The following is an 18,335-nucleotide window of genomic DNA, read 5'->3' as shown; positions in this document are numbered from 1 at the left end:
TGTGAGAGCAACCAAAATGCGGATGAAAGCAACCAATTCTTAAAATAGCAAGTTGACTTGATGGGAAACTAGGATAATTTCGGCCTATTATAGGAATAATATGGCTTAAAGCCCGCGAATTCTTCAGCTAGCATCTACAAGACCGGTTTGTTGGATTGGCAGTAGATAATGTCTCTTCCAACCATATTTTGTGAATAATAGACCGTGATCAGTTAGTACTTTCCATGGATTTTCGCTGTAGTCGGACGCTCACCCGGCGGAAAGTGCCTGTCTGCAGCGAAAATCACAGCGGACACTGTTTAAGACACATTAGCCCTAAAGTATGCAAAACGGCATATCTAATGTCGTTAGATCATTTATGTTTGTTTATTTATTTTCTGTTCATTAATTTGTACTTGCCATCATACATTCCTACTAGGGGGAATGTTATGCTTTCGAAACGAAAATGGGTACTTGCGTTACTTTTTGTATTAGTCTTTTTTATAGTGGCAAACCTAGAGGCAAATAATACATTATCGACCAACTATACAACAACGTTATTAGAGCCACAGAAGCCCGCAGAGGTGTATAAAAAAGTGAAGGCATGGGTAGAGCAATCGGATAAAAAAATTAATGTGAGTGCGCCTGTGACGAACCCTCCTTTAATCGAATATAAATCGATTCAACCTCTTGGTGAAGGAGCCATTTTAGCTGTTGAAGAATCACAGGATTTGTATGCTTCAGAAAATGGATTTATTATTTTTACTGGATATAAGAAAAACACAAGTAAAACGATGTCTATTTTATATGATACAGGGGAAACGGCAACATTTGGATTTGTAGAAGAGTTTCACCAATTGCCATATACATCGGTAAGTCCAGGAGATATTTTTGCGACCGTTGAGAACGAATTACTATATATTGAAGTGGAGAAAGATGGAAAAAAACTAGAAATGAGCGAACTTGTTGATTGGCTAGCAGCAGCTTATGAATAAGCAAGTCTTTAAAGTGCATCCTATTATGATTCCGTTTTTCCTCTTTTTTTATTTATCAGGGGAAATCGCTATCTATTCGATTGTATTTGGTTCCTTGCTTATTCATGAAGTTGGGCACTTAATCGCGGCAAAATTAGTAGGGATAAAGGTGCGATCTTGTACGATTTTACCGTACGGCGGAGAGATTAAAATGGAGCAATTTTCGAAGGTGTCAAAAAGTGGACAGCTTTTCGTTATTTTCGGTGGGCCATTTTGTACACTTTTAATTATGGTTTTTAGTTATTTCATTGACTTTCCGCAAGATCGATTTGTATTTTTTACACAAGTAATTATATTATGTTTAAATTTACTTCCGATTTATCCATTAGACGGTGGACGGGCTTTAGATGCCCTTTTTCCGGATAAATATGAGATGCTAATCGGCTTTTCCATTTGGAGTAGTAGCCTTATTTTTTTCCTTAGCTTAGCTTATTTTCCAAGGGCTATATCGGTTTCGCTCATTTTTTTGTTTATCGTTTTGCAAAATTATTCTTATTGGAGATTTCGAAAGTACAAGCTAGCATTTGATTGGATTACGAAAACTACTTGACGAGGTATTCTATATGTGATAATATTCAAATGTTATTGTTTGTAGCAGCACCCGTTGCTACAACCGCTCTGAAAAGGTTCAAGCATTCAGGTAACTGAATCACCTTTGTAGAAGGCGAGTCTTAGTCTAAGAGGAGGTGCAAGTATGTACGCAATTATTGAAACTGGTGGTAAACAAATCAAAGTTGAACAAGGGCAAGAAATCTACATTGAAAAATTAGATGCAAATGCTGATGAAGTGGTAACTTTCGACAAAGTTTTATTCGTAGGTGGAGATGATGTTAAAGTTGGTGCTCCATTCGTGGAAGGTGCTACAGTTACAGCGAAAGTTGTAAAAAATGGCAAAGCTAAAAAAATCATCGTTTTCAAATACAAAGCGAAAAAGAATTACCGTAAAAAACAAGGTCACCGTCAACCATACACTAAATTAGTAGTAGAATCTATTAGTTTATAAGATGATTAAAGTGACTATAGTTAGAGATCAATCAGGTCTGATTCATTCATTTGAAATGAAAGGACATGCTGATTTTGCAGAACATGGCAAAGATTTAGTTTGTGCAGGTGCTTCTGCTGTATCATTTGGTGCAGTGAATGCAATTATTGCACTTACAGAAATTACACCTGTTATAAAGCAAAAAGGTGACGGAGGCTATTTATACGTCGAAGTACCGAGCATATCAAATTCTGAAAAAGCTGCCAACATACAGTTAATATTAGAAGCGATGATTGTTTCTTTGCAAACGATTGAGCAAGATTATAGTAAGTATATAAAAATAACCTTCAAAAAGTAGGAGGTGGAACATATGTTAAGATTAGATCTTCAGTTTTTCGCATCCAAAAAGGGAGTAGGTTCGACTCGTAACGGTCGTGACTCTCAATCGAAACGTCTAGGCGCTAAACGTGCTGACGGACAATTCGTATCAGGCGGATCGATTTTATACCGTCAACGCGGTACTAAAATTCACCCTGGTGAAAACGTTGGACGTGGTGGAGATGACACACTTTTTGCGAAAGTTGACGGTGTAGTGCGCTTTGAGCGTTTCGGCCGCGACAAGAAAAAAGTAAGTGTATATCCTGTAGCTCAAGAAGCTTGATGATAAGAAAAGGACTGCATTTATGCGGTCCTTTTTTTTAGGTTAGAGCAATAATAAACTATACCTGTTATACTAATAAGAACGAAAGCATAAAACGGAGCGTGGTTACTAAGATGGACAATAAAGAGATAACGTTAAACAATGTAATGCGCCATTCTATGCATGATTTTCTAAATAGTTTACATTTAATACAAATGAATTTAGATATGGGCAGAATTGAAGAAGCAAAAAATCTAATACGCGCTTATTCTTCAAAATGTAGTCAGTTTTTTGATATTAACAATATCGGTCTATACAAAACAAACGAATGGTTACAAACGTTTAGTATGAGATATAATAAAATGACTTTAGTTGTTCAAACATCTCTTTTAACAAGTGGAGCAGAAAAATATGACGCTGCACTTCGGGAGTTCTTAGATTGGTTTCTTCAATCCATTTACCCGAATCTTAGAGGATATGAAGAGCAATTATTTAAAGTTCATATTAAGACGGATGAACAACTAGAAATCCAAATAGATGTCCAAGGTAATTGGTCTTCTTTTTCGTGGATGGAAGAGATGTCTAGTGAAGCGCTTTTTCACGTAGAGAAACAGGTAAAAACAGAAACTGAGTTAAAATTTATACTAATTGCAAGTGAAAGATTGGAGTGAAATAAATGTTTGTAGATCACGTGAAGGTTTATGTTAAAGGTGGAGACGGCGGAGATGGAATGGTTGGATTCCGTCGTGAAAAGTATGTTCCTATGGGCGGTCCTGCTGGTGGGGACGGAGGAAATGGTGGCGACGTTATTTTTGTCGTAGATGAAGGTTTACGTACATTAATGGATTTTCGTTATAAGCGTATTTTCAAAGCAACTCGTGGAGACCATGGTGGAAGTAAAAATATGCATGGTGCAAATGCAGATGATTTATTCGTAAAAGTTCCTCCGGGTACTGTCGTAACGAATGAAGAAACTGGAGATGTTATTGCAGATTTAGTAGAACATGGTCAAAAAGCAATTATTGCTAGAGGTGGACGTGGCGGTCGAGGAAATTCAAGATTCGCAACACCAGCAAACCCAGCGCCAGAGCTTTCTGAAAAAGGAGAGCCAGGTTTCGAGTTAAATGTTGCATTGGAACTTAAAGTATTAGCTGATGTTGGTTTAGTAGGATTTCCAAGTGTTGGTAAATCTACTTTGTTATCCGTTGTATCGGCAGCGAAACCAAAAATTGCTCCATATCATTTTACAACGATTGTGCCAAATTTAGGAATGGTAGAAACAGAAGATCATCGTAGCTTTGCGATGGCCGATTTACCAGGATTAATCGAAGGGGCTTCTGAAGGAGTAGGATTGGGACATCAATTCCTTCGTCATATTGAACGTACACGTGTAATTGTACATGTAATTGACATGTCGGGAATGGAAGGTCGAGATCCTTACGAAGATTATTTAACGATCAATGAAGAGTTAAAACAATATAATCTTCGCTTAACAGAAAGACCCCAAATCATCGTTGCAAATAAAATGGATATGCCAGATGCAGAAGAGAATTTAAAAGCATTTAAAGAGAAAGTGGGATCTGATCTAAAAGTGTTCCCAATTTCAGCAATTTCTCGTCAAGGATTGCAAGAACTATTGTTTGCCGTAGCAGACTTATTAGAAGTAGCACCAGAATTCCCATTAGAACAATTAATGGAAGAAGAAACGCAAAACTCTGTTATGTACAAGCATGAAGCGAAAAAAGATGATTTCGAAATTTCAAGAGATGATGACGGTGCATTCGTATTGTCTGGCGGAACAGTAGAAAGACTATTTAAAATGACTGATTTCAGTCGCGAAGATTCTATACGCAGATTTTCTAGACAGCTTCGTGGGATGGGTATCGATGATGCGCTTCGCGAGCGCGGTGCAAAAGATGGCGATACGGTGCGATTATTACAATTTGAATTTGAATTTATCGAGTAGGAAAGAAGGGGAACCGCATGAAAGACGTAACTGGCCAGCGCTTTTATTTAGTACGGGAGGATGTACTAACCGAAGCAATGCAAAAAACTTTGGAAGCAAAACATCTTCTCCAATCTGGGAAAGTATCTTCGATATGGGATGCAGTAAAAGAAGTAGATTTATCCCGAAGTGCTTTTTACAAATATCGTGATGCGGTTTTTCCGTTCCATTCGATCGTTCAAGAACGAATCTTAACGGTATTTTTGCAGTTAGAAGATCGAGAAGGGACCCTTGCAAGATTATTGCAACTTGTAGCGGGGGCGTCTATCAATATTCTAACGATTCACCAAACAATACCGATTCAAGGTAGAGCAAGTGTGACGTTATCTTTAGATGTAACCGCAATGACAAAAGAATTAGATGAGTTTTTAAACGAAATGAAGCGACTGGACTTTGTAGAATCAGCAGAAGTAATCAGTTCTGGTGCTTTATAAGTAATGCTTTGTTAAACTATACTGTTGATTTCCGTTACAGGCAGACGCTCGTCACTCGCCCGCGAAAAGCGAATGCCAGAGCGTCCAATTCTTGTAGCGGATATTTATCGAAAAATATATTTGTGTGACAAACTTTCAGTGCCCTAAGAGCAAGGCGCTGGAGCTAGACAAAGTAAGGGGGATTACGAATGTCAACTCAACAAGTGGCTTTCCTTGGACCGGAAGCTTCTTTTACACATTTAGCAACGCAAGTTTTATTTCAACACGAAAAGTTAGTTCCACTTCGGACTATACCAGAATGTATAGAAGCAGTGACAAGTGGAAAAGTAGACATTGCTGTCGTACCGATAGAAAACGCTTTAGAAGGTACAGTACCGCTGACAATCGATTATTTATATCACGAAGCAAATGTATCGGTCATTGCGGAAATACTAGCACCTATTCAACAACATCTAATGGTTCATCCATCGAACGTAAAAAGATGGGAAGACATCCAGACAATCTATTCTCATCCGCATGCTTTAGCACAATGTCATAAGTATTTGTCTTATCGATTTGGTAAAGTACCACTTGAACAATCGACTTCGACTTCCGCCGCGGCAAAATACGTTTCTGAAAATGAACAGAATTGTATTGCAGCTATTGGAAATACTTCGGCTGCCACTGAATATGGCCTACAAATTATGGAACATAATATTCATGATTTTCATTTTAACCATACGAGGTTCTTTGTCCTCTCTAAAATGAAAAAGAGTATCTGGCAAGCAGGTCATACAAAACAAGTAAAAACGACTATTATGCTTACATTGCCAAAAGACGATCGATCTGGATCATTACACCAAGTGCTTTCTGTTTTTGCATGGAGAAAGCTCAATTTAAGTAAAATTGAATCGAGACCTTTAAAAACGGGACTAGGGCAATACTTTTTTATTATGGATGTATTAGAGGACGATCAGGTTCCAATGATGCGAGGGGCTATGGAAGAGCTAGCGGCTTTAGGTTGTGAAGTGAAATCGCTTGGATCTTATTATACATATGAAACGAAAGAATCTGCAGATTAATGAACAATAGATAAAACGCTAGATAGAAAACGGATTGTTTTCTGCCTAGCGTTTTTTTGTTATTGCTTAGCTAACCTTCGCGCTTGCCGCACCTCGCATGAGCCAACTCATGACTTCGGTTCATGCGGCCGGGCGCGCTACGGCAAATGTATCCGCTTAACTGGAGAAAATTGTCCAATAAAAAATGCGCAATGTTTATAAATAATGCATCACAATTGTCGCCGTCTCACTCGAAGTAAACTTGTTATTTTAAGATTTGGTTGCTTTCACTAGCAATTTGATTGCTCTTTGTACTGATCTAGTTGCTCTCGTAATAGAAATGGTTGCTTTCAATGACTGGTTTGTTGCTCTATGCCATTTTCTGGTTTTATTTATTCTAGAATTACATAATATTGGGATTTATTGAGCTTAGATGCTGATTAGTCAGCACATCACAGCGGACACCTCTTACGACGCACTATCCCTATTATGTACATCCAATTCTCATTTACCATATCGGGGCAGGGACAAGCGCTTCCTTTTTTGTCATTCTTCTATTAAATACCCTTTTTTTCTTAGTGCTTCTATCCCGCGATTTAATATTTCTTCTGTTGAAGCGGAAAGTAGATGTAAGTGAATACCTGAAGTAAGCTCCAATAAGAAAGAGGCTTCTGTTTCTCGTACCTTTTTTAAGAACATCTCTACATCATGGCGATTGGACACCATAATAGAAGAAGTGATTTCGCCGTATACAGGATGTTCTACGGTCACATTTTCTACCGTCACCCCGGCATCTACAAGTGTTTGAAGTTCATCTTCTGAATCTTTCGATTGGTGATTGCAGGCAACTCTTTTGTGTACATATGCATCATCTTCTTTGTTTGGCAATAACATATATCCTTGACTCGTCGAAACAATTGGGATATTCGTAGCTTTTAGCAGCGTAATATCATTTACGATGACTTGCCGGCTAACATTTGCTAATTTTGCAAGATCTGAACCGGTAACCGGTTGGTTCTGCTCTCTTAAATAGGAGAATATCCAATTTCTTCGTTCTGCACCTTTTAATTTTTTCAATAATAACTCCTCCTAACTTGCATAACGACCTAGCTCCTATTCATAAGTTTATCATGAAGGGTAATGCTTTTCTAAAAAATCTGTGTCCAATTTAGGTAGTTGCACATAGTTTAAGGAGAAGGGAAGGAGGAAGACTGTGCAAATTCATATTGTTGAAAAAGGTGACACTCTTTGGAAAATTTCAAGAAGCTACGGTGTTTCTTTTGAAGAATTAAAAAGATTAAATGCACATCTCGCAAATCCAGAATATATCGTTCCGGGTATGAAGATTTTTATTCCAGATACAAAAAAAATGGAATCCATCAATCATCCATATAGCGAGAATCGCCCAGTTAAAAAAGAAATGGTGAAGAAGGAGGAAATGAGGCCGCATCCGGTTCCGCCAAAAGCGCAGCAAGTACCACCGAAAGCACATCAGGTACCACCGAAAGCGCAACAAGTACCACCAAAAGCACAACCAATTCCACCAAAAGCTCAGCCTGTACAACCGGTTCCAATAGTACCGCCAATTCAACCAGTACCACCAGTTAGGCCGCAACCGATTCCGTCGTATTCGCTACCATATCATATGATGCCAGTTCCAGACTTAGATATGACACCATCTCCCCAAGGCTGGAGACTAGTGGAGTCAACATCTATCCATATTCAAGCAAATTTTAATGAGCGTGAAAGACCAGCACCAGCACCACCAGTTCAGCCTGTTCCACCGGTTCAGCAACCAACTCAACCAGTAGCAAAAGAGCCATCTCCAATATTCGAAGAAATGTATGCATGCCCACCAGAACAAGATTTTTCATATATGCATATGCACCCATTTATGTACCCGCAAATGCACCCACAAATGCAAGCACATTATGGAGGGTGTCCATGTGTACAAATTTGCTACGTACCGGTATATCCATGCCCACCATATCCACACCACCGCTTTTAACAAGTGAGTTACTATATTAAGCAAATAAAAAAAAACGTCTGGAAATGGAATAATGAAAATGGGGTATTTTCTGTAAAGAAATATCCTTCTGAAGAACAGGCAGAAAAAATTCGTTTCATCCACAACAAGTTACAATATATTGAAAATCCATTTGTATTGCCGGTAATGGAATCTCCTCAACTGGATTTCATTATTCAGCCATGGTTTAAAGGGACACATACTGTAAATTACAGTAATGAGGAGGATCGGAAAGCGGTCTACTCGTTACTGACTCGTTTGCATAAAACGAACGAAATCATTGCATGGGAAGATAGCAACGTACTTTTTGCATTTAATTTGATTTCCAAATGGCAAAATCGTTTATTAAAGATGAAAGAAATATCTTTTTTTGTTGAATCGTTTATAGGGGTAAAAAATACGAAAATGCTGTTAATGTATGGTGATATGGCATTAAAAGATATGAAAGCATTTAATATGAATGATCGGACTTTATTACATGGAGATGTTGTGCATCATAATTTCTTATCGGACAGTTCCACTTATAAAATAATCGATTTTGATCTTGCCGTAATTGGACCGAAAGAGATGGAAAATATTTTGTGGATGCATCGTGTGATGTCCGAAATTGACTATGATATTTCTTTCCTTTTGAATGAGTTTCCAATGCTTGAACAAGTCGTATGTAAACATAAAGCAGCAATGATGTATCCGAATGAAATGTATAGAGAATGGCTTTATGCTTTTGCTTTACCAGTAGATAGAAAACAAAAGTTTCTCGATCAATTAGTTCCATATACGAACAAAGCATTAACGGAATGGCCTAATTTATGCTATAATTTAAGTAAGCTTTAAGTGAAATCTAGTTGGAGTTGGTCGCTCGTTTTAAGAGCGGCCTTCTTTGTTTGTACATCCAGACTCCTGCGCATAACTCGTCTCCCCTCGGAGTCAAAGACAGGCGCTTACGATTTTGATCGTTATGGTATACTAGAAGTATTGATTGTGAGGGATTTAAGGTATGTATGATTACTTAAAAGGACAGGTTACACGCATAACGCCTGAGTATGTTGTGTTGGAGTTGCAAGGGATAGGATATCAGCTGTTTACGCCCAATCCATTTGCTTTTAGAAAGAGTGAAGAAATAATCCAAGTATATACACATTTCCATGTTCGAGAGGATATACAACAGCTAATGGGGTTTGCGACTTTAGCGCAACGAGAGTTGTTCCGAAAGCTCATTCTCGTATCTGGGATAGGACCTAAGGGAGCACTTGCAATATTAGCAAGTGGTGAACCGACACATGTCATCCAAGCAATTGAGCGAGAAGATGAAACGTTTTTGGTGAAGTTTCCGGGAGTCGGAAAGAAAACGGCACGTCAAATGATTTTAGACTTAAAAGGGAAGTTGCATGATCTCATGGATTTGGAGCAAATCGAATTTGTGGATGATGAACCGACATTATTTGCGGATAGTTCTACAGACCATGAGCTAGAAGAAGCGATGCTTGCACTTACAGCACTCGGATATTCTGAACGTGAACTCTCAAAAGTTCGTCCAAAATTAAAAGACAATAAAGAGCTTCAAACAACCGATGAATTTATGAAAAAAGCATTGCAATTATTATTTTCCGGGAAATAAGTAAAGCGCAAGCACGGGATCAATAAAGAAAGGGGGTTCTTGGCATGACAGAGCGTGTGATTTCAAGCGAAATATCTAATTATGATGAACCATTTGAACAATCGCTTCGTCCACAATTATTAAAGCAATATATTGGACAAGATAAGATTAAACATAATTTAGAGATTTTCATAGAAGCAGCAAAAATGAGAAGTGAAAGTTTGGATCATTGTCTTTTATATGGACCTCCAGGACTCGGTAAAACGACACTTGCTTCTGTAATTGCGAATGAAATGGACGTTCAAATTCGTATGACTAGTGGGCCAGCTATTGAGCGACCAGGTGATTTAGCAGCTATCGTTAGTTCGCTTGAACCGGGCGATGTATTATTCATCGATGAAATACATCGACTGAATCGTTCCATTGAAGAAGTGCTATACCCAGCAATGGAAGATTTTTGTTTAGATATTGTTGTAGGAAAAGGTCCCGCAGCAAGAAGTGTTCGGCTAGATTTACCACCGTTTACGCTAATTGGTGCAACGACAAGAGCGGGAGCATTATCTGCTCCACTCAGGGACCGATTCGGTGTATTGCTTCGACTGGATTATTATGATGAGGAAGCGCTTACGTCGATTGTTATGCGAAGTGCAGAATTATTCAATGCTTCCATTGATTTTGAATCTGCAGGTGAAATAGCAAGACGTTCGAGAGGAACACCTCGTATAGCAAACCGCCTATTAAAACGTGTGCGAGATTATGCACAAGTGCGTGGAAATGGTCATATATCATTAATTCTAGCAAGAGAAGCACTCGAGCTTCTTCAAGTAGATCCAAGAGGTTTAGATCATATTGATCATAAGTTATTGATAGGAATGATCGAAAGATTCAGAGGCGGTCCTGTTGGCCTAGATACAATTGCCGCAAGTATTGGAGAAGAATCTACGACGATAGAAGATGTATATGAGCCGTATTTATTACAAATTGGGTTTATACAAAGGTCCCCTAGGGGAAGAATAGTAACGCCACTTGCTTACGAGCATTTAGGAATGCCGTTACCGATAGAAAGAAACGACTAATAAAGGATGTACGCCAGATGAGAGTAGAAGATTTTGATTTTGATTTACCAGAAGAACTGATTGCACAAACGCCATTACTGGACCGGACAAGTAGTAAGCTATTAATAGCGGATTATCCAAAGAAGGCGTATACACACAACCATTTCTCCGCCATTTTGGATGAATTAAACGAAGGGGATTGCCTCGTTTTAAACGATACGAAAGTAATGCCTGCCCGTTTAATGGGAGTGAAGGAAGAGACTGGTGCGAATGTAGAAGTGCTTTTATTGACACAAATAGAAGGTGATCATTGGGAGACCCTTGTGAAACCGGCAAAACGCGTCAAAATAGGGACGACGATTGTATTCGGTGACGGGCTACTGCGCGCTGTTTGTACCGATATAAAAGAGCATGGCGGACGTATATTCCGCTTTGAATACGACGGTGTGTTTTTTGAAGTATTAGACCAGCTTGGCGAGATGCCTTTACCTCCGTATATTCATGAAAAATTGGAAAACAAAGATCGTTATCAAACAGTTTATGCGAAAGAGCAAGGTTCGGCCGCAGCACCAACTGCTGGATTACACTTTACAGAAAATTTATTAAGTGACATTCGAGCAAAAGGTGTTAAAATAGCCTTTGTGACACTTCATGTAGGACTTGGAACTTTCCGTCCTGTAAGTGTGGATTCTATCGACGACCATGAAATGCATTCGGAGTTTTATCGCCTATCGAAAGAAACAGCAAATACGATAAATGAAGTGAAAGAAGCGGGCGGAAAAATAGTTGCAGTTGGCACTACTTCTACAAGAACGCTTGAAACAGTTGCGTCCAAATTTAACGGACAATTGCAAGAAGACAGCGGTTGGACTTCTATTTTCATTTACCCTGGATATGAATTTAAATGTATTGACGGAATGATTACGAATTTCCATTTACCAAAGTCGACGCTTGTAATGCTAGTGAGTGCACTTACTTCAAGGGATTTCATCTTGTCCGCATATAAAGAAGCAATTGATTTGAGATATCGATTTTTCAGTTTTGGAGATGCAATGTTTATAAAAGGAAGGAACTATTAAATGACAGCAGTTACGTATGAGTTAATAAAAAAAGATAAACAAACAGGAGCCCGTCTAGGTATCGTGCATACGCCACATGGTTCGTTTGAAACACCAACATTCATGCCTGTTGGAACACAAGCTACGGTAAAGACGATGGCACCTGAAGAAATAAAAGAGATGGACGCAGGTATTATATTAAGTAATACGTATCATTTATGGCTACGTCCAGGTCACGATATTATTCGCGAAGCTGGTGGATTGCATAAATTTATGAACTGGGATCGTGCTATTTTAACGGATTCTGGTGGTTTCCAAGTATTTAGTTTGAGTGATATGCGTAAAATTGAAGAAGAAGGCGTTCACTTCCGCAATCATTTAAACGGTGACAAATTATTTTTAAGCCCTGAGAAATCAATGGAAATTCAAAATGCATTAGGTTCAGATATTATGATGGCATTTGATGAATGTCCTCCATATCCGGCTAGCTTTGAATATATGAAGGCTTCTGTGGAACGAACATCACGTTGGGCGGAGCGTTGTTTAACTGCACATACAAACACAGATAAACAAGGGCTATTCGGGATTATCCAAGGCGGAGAATATGAGGAATTACGTCGCCAATCAGCAAAAGATTTAATTTCGATGGATTTCCCAGGTTATGCAATTGGGGGACTATCGGTTGGTGAGCCGAAAGACGTGATGAATCGTGTACTTGATTTTACGACGCCTCTAATGCCGGATAATAAGCCTCGTTACTTGATGGGGGTTGGCTCTCCCGACTCGTTAATCGATGGGTCTATACGCGGTGTAGATATGTTTGACTGTGTGTTACCAACACGAATAGCTCGCAATGGTACATTCATGACATCGAAAGGTCGTTTAGTCATTAAAGGAGCAGCGTTTGCTCGTGACTTTGGACCGATTGATGAAAAATGTGATTGCTACACATGTAAAAACTATTCGAGAGCGTATATTCGTCATTTGTTTAAAGCGGATGAAACATTCGGACTGCGTTTAGCATCGTATCATAATCTTCATTTCTTAATGAAGTTAATGGAAAATGTTCGTCAAGCAATTCGAGAAGATCGCTTACTTGATTTTAAAGAAGAGTTTTTTGAAGAATATGGGTATAACAAACCAAATGCAAAAAACTTCTGATTCTTGTATACTATAAAGAGATAAAAAGGAGGGGAATAATATATGGATACATTGGTAGGCTTATTACCGATAATTGCGATGTTTGCAGTGATGTGGTTTTTCATCATTCGCCCAGCACAAAAACGTCAAAAAAATACAGCTTCAATGCAAAATAGTCTAAAACGTGGAGATCAAATCATTACAGTTGGTGGTTTACACGGCAAGATAGATGCAGTGGACGATCAAACAATTTTTGTAGTAGTTGCAGACGGCACTCGTTTACAATTCGAGCGCGTTGCAGTTGGACGAGTTGTTTCAGAGTCATAAAAAAAGTAAAAGAACTTACTCAAATATACGAGTAAGTTCTTTTTTTCTGGGCACAGTAAGGATGAGGTGATCATGTGCAAGATATACTCATCATAATGCTTCGTACGATTATATTATATTGGGTTATACTAGGTATTTTGCGTATAATGGGAAAACGAGAAGTCGGAGAGTTAAGTATTTTTGATTTAGTCGTTTTTTTACTAATAGCAGAGGTTGCGGCCTTTGCTTTAGATGATCCACATAGTAATTTTATTCATGCGCTAGTGCCAATGGTTATGTTATTGATTATTCAAATTGGCGTTTCTTATTTTTCATTGAAAAGTAAAAAGTTTCGAGATGTAATGGAAGGTCAACCTTCGATCATTATGAAAGAAGGGATTATTATTGAAAAAGAAATGCGAAAACAACGATATAATTTAGATGATTTACTGCAACAATTACGAGAACAGCAAATTGGATCCATCCGATCTGTTTCGTATGCTTTTTTAGAACCTTCTGGAAATTTATCCGTATTTAAAAAAGATGAACAACAATATGTTTTCCCGCTTATCATAGATGGAGATATTCAACAAGACCATCTGGAACGAATCGGAAAAAGTGAAAAATGGTTATGGGAAGAATTAGAAAAGCAATCGATTACGAACGTAGAAAAAATATTCTATTGCAGTTATGAAGAAGAAGCACTTTATATACAACTTAAAACTTCCTTTTAGTTGTCCGAACAATTTTAAGTATCACAGCTATTTCCTTTCGCTTTATTTGTCTAGTTAACACTAATCCGATTGTCAAAAAGGCTAATGTATACAAACAATCGACGATTAAAGATTGATCGCCTATAGCAAGCAGAAGTGGTCTTGCAATAATGGTGATTAAGAAAACAACATATGGAAGCACAAAAAATGAGAAACCAATTTGTGCTTCTTTTTTTTCTTTTAACGAAGCGATATGTAAAAACGATGTGATTAATACCCCAAAACCAATCGCAACAACAGCTCCCTTTTCTTGAATAGAAACTTGGGAGGCAAGAAAAAATAATAACAATAATTTCCCAATGCCACCATATAAAGAATTTAAAAAAGCGGCTTTTGAATTATCCAGCGCTTGTAAAATGGAAAATAACGGACTTTGAATATAATAAAAGAAAAAAACCGGTGCCAATATTTTCATGTAAATAGTGGAATTTTCTACATGGAAAAGAGTGGAAACTAATTCGCCACCATGCAAATAAAATAAAGTCGCTGCGTAGCAACCAGTCAATGTCGAGAACTTCAACGATAAATGAATTCTTTCTTTTAGAAGGGAGAGATCCCTCCTTGCAAATGCATCGCTTACTGCAGGAATGAGCACAATTGAAAGGGCATAAGGAATAAACGACGGAAACAATACTAATGGTATTAATACCCCGGAGATTACCCCATATAATGTAGTCGCTGCAATACTTGTCATACCGGTAACGGCAAGTGCTTTGATGAAAACAATTGGTTCTAAAAACCAGGTAAAAGATCCAAATAATCTAGAACCAGATGAAGGTAATGCAATCGCGAGCAGCGGTGATAAGGGATAAGAACTTGTTGCTTTTGCATACTTTTGCTTTGTTTTCCATTTATCATATTTCCATTTTAAATAAAGTAATGATGCAGCCTCAGCAAGTAGAGTCATACCCATTGCATATGCTGCGGCTTCTTGCGGTGAAGCAGAATTAAGTAAGAACGGTAATGCAAAAGTGATAAGCAATATACGTAAAATTTGTTCTAGCAACTGTGCCACTGCAGTTTCTTCTAATCTAGCAATTCCTTGGAAAAAACCTTTAATAATACCACTTGCAGCTGCTAACGGTACGATTGCAATACATACATACAAAGTCATCGTAATTGCATCGTTTTTCAATAAGTTACCAGAAATCATTGGCGTGACAAATAAAAATAATGGTGTGAATATTACTGTAGTAGCAACTGTTAAAACAACGGAAGTTCGCATAACGGAGAAATACTGAGAAATCGCATTTCTTGTTCGCAGCTCTGCGACTATTTTAGCAATTGCAACCGGGATTCCAAGTTGTATAATAGATAGAAAAAAGATAAAAGCTGGATAGGCGGTCGAGTAAATACCAACTACTTCTTCGCCGGTTAACCGGACAAACTGCATTCGATAAATAAAACCTAGAAACTTAGATAAAAAAATGGAAAGCATTAACACAAGAGAACCTTTTAAAAAAGTCGACAAATAAACACTTCCTTCTCAAATACAGGAACATCGTTTACAATAACAATATGCTTACTTGTTAGTACATTATTCGTTAAAAGAGGTGTAGTATTTTGGAAAACACATACGAAGACATTTTTACGCACGTACTACCAGCTTTGGAAAGTAAGAAGAGTGAATTTGAAGTATATCAATACACCACAGTGACGGAAAGCGATATATGGAAATATTGTGTGTCCAAAAAGTGGCGCAAAAAAGACATTGCTACTTTGCCTTTACACCAAATTGTCAATGATGTGCTTTCGATTTCACCAGCAGAATATATGACGTTTGAACAAATTGATCAATTTAAAACGGCTAATTGGTTTTCAGAGGTCAATCAAGAAGAATTGCAACTATTATTAAATCCAAAAAATGTAGATGCATAAAGTAACCGTTATTTGACAGTGAGCGCATCGTGTTTCATAATAAACATGTTGCGTTTTTTTGAGGAGGAATACATACATATGAAAACTAGAGGGCGCCTAGTTGCGTTTTTATTACTTATCGTTATTTTTGCAGGGACAATCAGCCCTACGGTTAGTGGAGTACTAAATAATATTAAACTTGGCTTAGACTTACAAGGTGGTTTTGAAGTACTTTACCAAGTAGAAGAGTTAAAAGATGGACAAGTAATTACGGATGAAGTAGTATCGGCTACTGCATCAGCACTTTCGAACCGGATTGATGTATTAGGTGTAAGTGAGCCTAGTATTCAAATCGAAGACGGTCATCGTATTCGCGTTCAGCTTGCTGGAGTGGAGGATCAAAACTCAGCAAGGGAAATTCTTTCTACACAAGCGAATCTAACTTTCCGTGATTCAGATGATAACATTATGTTAGATGGAGCAGATTTAAAAGAAGGTGGAGCGAAGGATGCCTTTAATCAACAAGGGCAACCAATTGTTACATTAGAACTTAAAGATGCTAGTAAATTTGCAGATATAACATCCGAAATTGCGGCTAAACCAGCACCAGATAATGTATTAGTTATTTGGATGGATTTTGAAGAAGGCGTTGATTCCTACGCTGCGGAAGTGATGAAGCCAAAACCAAAATTTACATCCAATCCACGAGTTTCTCAGCGCATTAATTCTGATAGCGTTGAAATTTCAGGTGCTTTCACTTTAGAAGAAACAAAGAATTTAGCAGGTGTTTTAAATGCAGGAGCACTACCGGTTAAGTTAACTGAAATTTACTCTACATCTGTTGGTGCTCAGTTCGGTGAAGAAGCATTAAATAGTACAATTCTTGCTAGTATTATCGGGGTTTCCGCTATTTTCATTTTCATGATTTTCTATTACCGTTTACCAGGTGTAGTAGCAGTTATATCTTTAGTAGTTTATATTTTCTTAATTTTAGTAATTTTTGATTGGATTAATGGTGTATTAACACTTCCAGGTATTGCAGCGATTGTACTCGGTGTGGGTATGGCCGTGGATGCCAATATCTTGACATATGAACGAGTAAGGGAAGAATTACGAGTTGGTAAGTCTGTTAAAAAGGCATTTGATGCCGGAGCAAAAGAGTCTTTCTCAGCGATATTTGATGCAAATATTACGACTCTTTTAGCAGCAGCCGTATTATTCTACTTCGGTACTAGTTCTGTTAAAGGATTCGCAACGCTGTTAATCATAAGTATATTAGTTATTTTCATTACTGCGGTTTGGGCATCACGTGTATTATTAGGGTTACTCGTTAACAGTGGTTATTTTGATAATAAACCAGGGTGGTTTGGTATTCCGAAGAAACGTATGCACGCTCCGGAAGATGAAGTAGATACACTTGACTTAACGACGAAATTTGACCGTTTTGACTTTGTGCACAGTCGTAAAATTTTCTATATTGCTTCGATTACTTTAACGATTGCTGGGATTATTATCTTAAGTGTCTTTAAGTTGAATCTTGGTATAGATTTCTCCAAAGGTACTCGCGTAGATATTCAGTCTACTGAGTCGTTAACAAAAGAATTTGTTTCGGAAAAACTAGATAATATTGGTTTATCTTCTGATGATATTGTACTTTCTGGAGAGAATAATGAAATAGCGGTAGTAAGCTATAAAGATGATTTCACTCAAGAAGAAGTTAAAACGTTAAAAACGGCAATGACCGAGGAGTTTGGTATTGATCCAAACGTAAGTAGTGTATCTCCTACGGTTGGGCAAGAGCTTGCGAAGAATGCGGTTAAAGCACTACTTTTTGCGGCGTTAGGTATTGTAATTTATGTTGCATTTCGTTTCGAGTGGAAAATGGGCCTTGCTTCCATCGTTTCGCTACTGCATGATGCATTTTTAATGGTTGCGATATTCAGTATCCTACGGTTAGAGGTAGATATTACATTTATAGCTGCTGTACTGACGATTGTCGGGTATTCGATTAATGATACGATTGTTACGTTTGACCGTATTCGCGAAAATTTACATCGTAGCAAAAAAATTACGACTGAAGAAGAACTTGCAACAATCGTAAACAAATCATTACGTCAAACGCTTGGACGTTCTGTAAATACCGTGTTAACTGTTATTTTAGTAGTTGTTGCGCTTCTAATATTTGGTGCAAGTGGGATTCAAAACTTCTCGATTGCATTGTTAATTGGTTTAATCGCTGGTACGTATTCTTCGATTTTTATCGGAGCTCAGTTATGGTTCGATTTGAAAGTGAAAGAATTACGTAAAACAGGTGGACTTGATGTGAAAAAAGAAGATAAAACATGGGGTTCTGATGAGCCAGTAGTTTAAGTATGATACATTTTGGGAACAGAGACTATATTCTGTTCC

21 protein-coding genes and 1 other annotated feature are annotated in these 18,335 nt (G+C 37.9%); of the genes, 19 read left to right on the top strand and 2 right to left on the bottom strand.

Annotated features, from left to right (window positions below; genetic code table 11):
- Positions 1 to 428 precede the first annotated feature (428 nt).
- The 9 genes from FG383_RS10095 to pheA all read left to right on the top strand — a co-directional run bounded on the left by FG383_RS10095 (position 429) and on the right by pheA (position 6,135).
- Positions 429 to 974, top strand: coding sequence for a hypothetical protein (locus FG383_RS10095; RefSeq protein WP_142607289.1), 546 nt, complete (start codon positions 429 to 431; stop codon positions 972 to 974).
- Positions 967 to 1,563, top strand: coding sequence for a site-2 protease family protein (locus FG383_RS10090; RefSeq protein WP_142607288.1), 597 nt, complete (start codon positions 967 to 969; stop codon positions 1,561 to 1,563). Before FG383_RS10095 ends, FG383_RS10090 begins: the two co-directional genes overlap by 8 nt.
- Before the next feature lie 51 nt (positions 1,564 to 1,614).
- Positions 1,615 to 1,695 (top strand) — a sequence feature (ribosomal protein L21 leader region).
- A gap of 12 nt (positions 1,696 to 1,707) precedes the next feature.
- The gene (rplU, locus tag FG383_RS10085; RefSeq protein ID WP_142607287.1) at positions 1,708 to 2,016 is read left to right on the top strand and encodes a 50S ribosomal protein L21; all 309 of its coding nucleotides are present in this window, start codon (positions 1,708 to 1,710) and stop codon (positions 2,014 to 2,016) included.
- Between the two features lies 1 nt (position 2,017).
- Entirely contained in the window at positions 2,018 to 2,353 is a 336-nt protein-coding gene (locus tag FG383_RS10080; RefSeq protein ID WP_142607286.1) for a ribosomal-processing cysteine protease Prp, read from the top strand.
- A gap of 12 nt (positions 2,354 to 2,365) precedes the next feature.
- The gene (rpmA, locus tag FG383_RS10075) at positions 2,366 to 2,656 is read left to right on the top strand and encodes a 50S ribosomal protein L27 (RefSeq protein ID WP_093266255.1); all 291 of its coding nucleotides are present in this window, start codon (positions 2,366 to 2,368) and stop codon (positions 2,654 to 2,656) included.
- A 113-nt stretch (positions 2,657 to 2,769) separates the two neighbouring features.
- Positions 2,770 to 3,306, top strand: a complete 537-nt coding sequence (locus FG383_RS10070) for a Spo0B domain-containing protein (RefSeq protein WP_142607285.1) — start codon at positions 2,770 to 2,772, stop codon at positions 3,304 to 3,306.
- A 5-nt stretch (positions 3,307 to 3,311) separates the two neighbouring features.
- Complete coding sequence (obgE, locus tag FG383_RS10065) at positions 3,312 to 4,601, top strand: GTPase ObgE (protein ID WP_142607284.1); 1,290 nt, start codon at positions 3,312 to 3,314, stop codon at positions 4,599 to 4,601.
- Between the two features lie 17 nt (positions 4,602 to 4,618).
- Positions 4,619 to 5,074 (top strand): ACT domain-containing protein, encoded by a 456-nt coding sequence (locus FG383_RS10060; RefSeq protein WP_142607283.1) that lies wholly within the window; start codon positions 4,619 to 4,621, stop codon positions 5,072 to 5,074.
- Between the two features lie 188 nt (positions 5,075 to 5,262).
- Positions 5,263 to 6,135: a prephenate dehydratase gene (gene pheA / locus FG383_RS10055; protein ID WP_142607282.1), complete on the top strand. Its 873-nt coding sequence runs from the start codon at positions 5,263 to 5,265 to the stop codon at positions 6,133 to 6,135.
- A 525-nt stretch (positions 6,136 to 6,660) separates the two neighbouring features.
- Here the strand turns inward: pheA and FG383_RS10050 are convergent.
- Complete coding sequence (locus FG383_RS10050) at positions 6,661 to 7,191, bottom strand: transcription repressor NadR (RefSeq protein WP_142607281.1); 531 nt, start codon at positions 7,189 to 7,191, stop codon at positions 6,661 to 6,663.
- A 136-nt stretch (positions 7,192 to 7,327) separates the two neighbouring features.
- Between FG383_RS10050 and FG383_RS21475 the strand changes: the two genes are divergently transcribed.
- The 8 genes from FG383_RS21475 (at position 7,328) to FG383_RS10010 (ending at position 14,030) form a co-directional block, all read left to right on the top strand.
- The gene (locus FG383_RS21475) at positions 7,328 to 8,122 is read left to right on the top strand and encodes a LysM peptidoglycan-binding domain-containing protein (protein WP_142607280.1); all 795 of its coding nucleotides are present in this window, start codon (positions 7,328 to 7,330) and stop codon (positions 8,120 to 8,122) included.
- A gap of 3 nt (positions 8,123 to 8,125) precedes the next feature.
- The gene (locus FG383_RS10040) at positions 8,126 to 8,974 is read left to right on the top strand and encodes a phosphotransferase (RefSeq protein WP_142607279.1); all 849 of its coding nucleotides are present in this window, start codon (positions 8,126 to 8,128) and stop codon (positions 8,972 to 8,974) included.
- A 163-nt stretch (positions 8,975 to 9,137) separates the two neighbouring features.
- Entirely contained in the window at positions 9,138 to 9,758 is a 621-nt protein-coding gene (ruvA, locus tag FG383_RS10035) for a Holliday junction branch migration protein RuvA (RefSeq protein ID WP_142607278.1), read from the top strand.
- A gap of 44 nt (positions 9,759 to 9,802) precedes the next feature.
- Positions 9,803 to 10,813, top strand: a complete 1,011-nt coding sequence (ruvB, locus tag FG383_RS10030) for a Holliday junction branch migration DNA helicase RuvB (RefSeq protein ID WP_142607277.1) — start codon at positions 9,803 to 9,805, stop codon at positions 10,811 to 10,813.
- A 17-nt stretch (positions 10,814 to 10,830) separates the two neighbouring features.
- Complete coding sequence (gene queA / locus FG383_RS10025; RefSeq protein ID WP_142607276.1) at positions 10,831 to 11,871, top strand: tRNA preQ1(34) S-adenosylmethionine ribosyltransferase-isomerase QueA; 1,041 nt, start codon at positions 10,831 to 10,833, stop codon at positions 11,869 to 11,871.
- A complete protein-coding gene (tgt, locus tag FG383_RS10020) occupies positions 11,872 to 13,011 on the top strand; it encodes a tRNA guanosine(34) transglycosylase Tgt (RefSeq protein ID WP_142607275.1) in 1,140 nt (379 codons plus the stop codon).
- A 42-nt stretch (positions 13,012 to 13,053) separates the two neighbouring features.
- Positions 13,054 to 13,317, top strand: a complete 264-nt coding sequence (gene yajC / locus FG383_RS10015; protein ID WP_142607274.1) for a preprotein translocase subunit YajC — start codon at positions 13,054 to 13,056, stop codon at positions 13,315 to 13,317.
- Positions 13,318 to 13,391: 74 nt separating this feature from the next.
- Positions 13,392 to 14,030 carry a DUF421 domain-containing protein gene (locus FG383_RS10010; RefSeq protein ID WP_142607273.1) on the top strand — a complete coding sequence of 213 codons (639 nt, stop codon included), beginning with the start codon at positions 13,392 to 13,394 and terminating at the stop codon, positions 14,028 to 14,030.
- Here the strand turns inward: FG383_RS10010 and FG383_RS10005 are convergent.
- On the bottom strand, positions 14,014 to 15,540 hold the full coding sequence (locus FG383_RS10005) for a putative polysaccharide biosynthesis protein (RefSeq protein ID WP_142607272.1): 1,527 nt from the start codon (positions 15,538 to 15,540) through the stop codon (positions 14,014 to 14,016). The two genes, FG383_RS10010 and FG383_RS10005, sit on opposite strands and share 17 nt — an antisense overlap.
- Positions 15,541 to 15,632: 92 nt before the next feature.
- Between FG383_RS10005 and FG383_RS10000 the strand changes: the two genes are divergently transcribed.
- Both FG383_RS10000 and secDF read left to right on the top strand, forming a co-directional pair.
- Positions 15,633 to 15,947, top strand: a complete 315-nt coding sequence (locus FG383_RS10000) for a post-transcriptional regulator (protein ID WP_142607271.1) — start codon at positions 15,633 to 15,635, stop codon at positions 15,945 to 15,947.
- A 78-nt stretch (positions 15,948 to 16,025) separates the two neighbouring features.
- Entirely contained in the window at positions 16,026 to 18,296 is a 2,271-nt protein-coding gene (gene secDF, locus FG383_RS09995; RefSeq protein ID WP_142607270.1) for a protein translocase subunit SecDF, read from the top strand.
- The last annotated feature ends 39 nt before the right edge of the window (positions 18,297 to 18,335 follow it).

Origin of the sequence: Psychrobacillus soli (genome assembly GCF_006861775.1) — a bacterium.
Taxonomy (GTDB): Bacteria; Bacillota; Bacilli; order Bacillales_A; family Planococcaceae; genus Psychrobacillus; species Psychrobacillus soli.
Note: the sequence above shows the minus strand (reverse complement) of the source record. Positions and strands in the feature narration are given on the sequence as shown.

Excerpts from the sequence above, each read along its gene's own strand:
- FG383_RS10095 (WP_142607289.1), top strand. The coding sequence starts at position 429 with ATGCTTTCGAAACGAAAATGGGTACTTGCGTTACTTTTTGTATTAGTC.
- FG383_RS10090 (WP_142607288.1), top strand. The coding sequence starts at position 967 with ATGAATAAGCAAGTCTTTAAAGTGCATCCTATTATGATTCCGTTTTTC.
- rplU (WP_142607287.1), top strand. The coding sequence starts at position 1,708 with ATGTACGCAATTATTGAAACTGGTGGTAAACAAATCAAAGTTGAACAA.
- FG383_RS10080 (WP_142607286.1), top strand. The coding sequence starts at position 2,018 with ATGATTAAAGTGACTATAGTTAGAGATCAATCAGGTCTGATTCATTCA.
- rpmA (WP_093266255.1), top strand. The coding sequence starts at position 2,366 with ATGTTAAGATTAGATCTTCAGTTTTTCGCATCCAAAAAGGGAGTAGGT.
- FG383_RS10070 (WP_142607285.1), top strand. The coding sequence starts at position 2,770 with ATGGACAATAAAGAGATAACGTTAAACAATGTAATGCGCCATTCTATG.
- obgE (WP_142607284.1), top strand. The coding sequence starts at position 3,312 with ATGTTTGTAGATCACGTGAAGGTTTATGTTAAAGGTGGAGACGGCGGA.
- FG383_RS10060 (WP_142607283.1), top strand. The coding sequence starts at position 4,619 with ATGAAAGACGTAACTGGCCAGCGCTTTTATTTAGTACGGGAGGATGTA.
- pheA (WP_142607282.1), top strand. The coding sequence starts at position 5,263 with ATGTCAACTCAACAAGTGGCTTTCCTTGGACCGGAAGCTTCTTTTACA.
- ruvA (WP_142607278.1), top strand. The coding sequence starts at position 9,138 with ATGTATGATTACTTAAAAGGACAGGTTACACGCATAACGCCTGAGTAT.
- ruvB (WP_142607277.1), top strand. The coding sequence starts at position 9,803 with ATGACAGAGCGTGTGATTTCAAGCGAAATATCTAATTATGATGAACCA.
- queA (WP_142607276.1), top strand. The coding sequence starts at position 10,831 with ATGAGAGTAGAAGATTTTGATTTTGATTTACCAGAAGAACTGATTGCA.
- tgt (WP_142607275.1), top strand. The coding sequence starts at position 11,872 with ATGACAGCAGTTACGTATGAGTTAATAAAAAAAGATAAACAAACAGGA.
- yajC (WP_142607274.1), top strand. The coding sequence starts at position 13,054 with ATGGATACATTGGTAGGCTTATTACCGATAATTGCGATGTTTGCAGTG.
- secDF (WP_142607270.1), top strand. The coding sequence starts at position 16,026 with ATGAAAACTAGAGGGCGCCTAGTTGCGTTTTTATTACTTATCGTTATT.